General features: G+C 66.5%; 1 protein-coding gene. It reads right to left on the reverse strand.

Annotated features, from left to right (window positions below):
- Positions 1 to 32 precede the first annotated feature (32 nt).
- A protein-coding gene (locus EW117_RS29250) for an IS3 family transposase (protein WP_165362929.1) occupies positions 33 to 1,207 on the reverse strand; the annotation gives its coding sequence in 2 pieces (ribosomal slippage) (positions 33 to 926 and positions 929 to 1,207; 1,173 coding nt in all).
- Positions 1,208 to 1,276 lie beyond the last annotated feature (69 nt).

Genomic DNA, 1,276 nt, shown 5'->3' on the forward strand with positions numbered 1-1,276 from the left:
GGGACTGCTGCACGGATAGGTGACAGGGTTTCTCAGGCGGCGAGTGCGACCTGAGTGGTCATGATTGCTTCGTACTCGATCGGGGTCAATCGTCCGAGGCGGGTCTGGCGGCGTCGTCGGTGGTAGGTCCGTTCGATCCAGGTGATGACCGCGAGCCGCAGGTCGTCACGGGTGGCCCATCGTTTGCGGTCCAGGACGTTCTTCTGCAGCAGGGCGAAGAAGGATTCCATGGCGGCGTTGTCGCCGGCGGAGGCGACCTGGCCCATGGATCCGACCAGGTCATGGCGGCGTAGCGCGGCCAGGAATTTCCGGGACCGGAATTGCGATCCGCGGTCGGTGTGGACCACGCACCCGGCCACGTGGGTGCCGTCGATCCGGCGTCTGGCGACCGCGGAGCTCAGGGCGTCCACGGCCAGGGAGGACTTCATGCGGTCGCTGATGGAGTACCCCACGATCCGGCCCGAGTAGACGTCCTTGATCGCGCAGAGGTAGAGCTTGCCCTCGCTCGTGGCGTGCTCGGTGATATCGCTCAGCCACAAGGCGTTAGGCCGCCTGAGCGCGGTGAAGTCCCGGTGGACGAGGTCGTCGTGCGCGGGCGGGCCGGGCCGCTTGCCGTTCTTGCCACGTTTCTTGCCGAACACGCTCCACCACCCGTTGCTGGTGCAGATCCGCCACGCGGTCCGGTCGGCCATGCTCTGGCCGGCCTGGCGTGCTTCGTCGACCAACAGACGGTGTCCGAACTCCGGGTCGTCGCGGTGAGCGTCGAACAACGCGTTCGCGCGATACGCCTGCACGACCTCGGACTGCGTCACGGGGTTGCGTAGCCACCGGTAGTAGGGCTGTCTGGCGAGCTTCAGGACCCGGCACGTCACCGTCACGGGGATCCCCGCCTCGGCGAGCTCTGTCACGAGCGGGTAGAGCCTTTTCCCGGCAGCTGCGCCTGGGAGAGGTAGGCGGCCGCGCGGCGCAACACCTCGTTCTCCTGCTCCAGCAGCCGGTTACGCCGCCGCAGCTCACGCAACTCGGCCGACTCACTCGACGTGACGCCGGGCTTGGCGCCTTCTTCCACGTCAGCGGCATGCAACCAGTTACGCAAGCAGGACTCCGAGATCCCGAAGTCCTTCGCGATCTGCCGGACCGGAGCCTGACCACGCCGGGCGACAGCCACGACGTCATCACGGAACTCTTTGGGGTGGGGTCTGGGCACGATCAACATCCTTCCAGCAGTGCCTGCCGACACCACAAGTAAGTTGTCACCTATCCGTGCAGCAGTCCC

The organism is Promicromonospora panici (assembly GCF_900608595.1).
Lineage (GTDB): Bacteria > Actinomycetota > Actinomycetes > Actinomycetales > Cellulomonadaceae > Promicromonospora > Promicromonospora panici.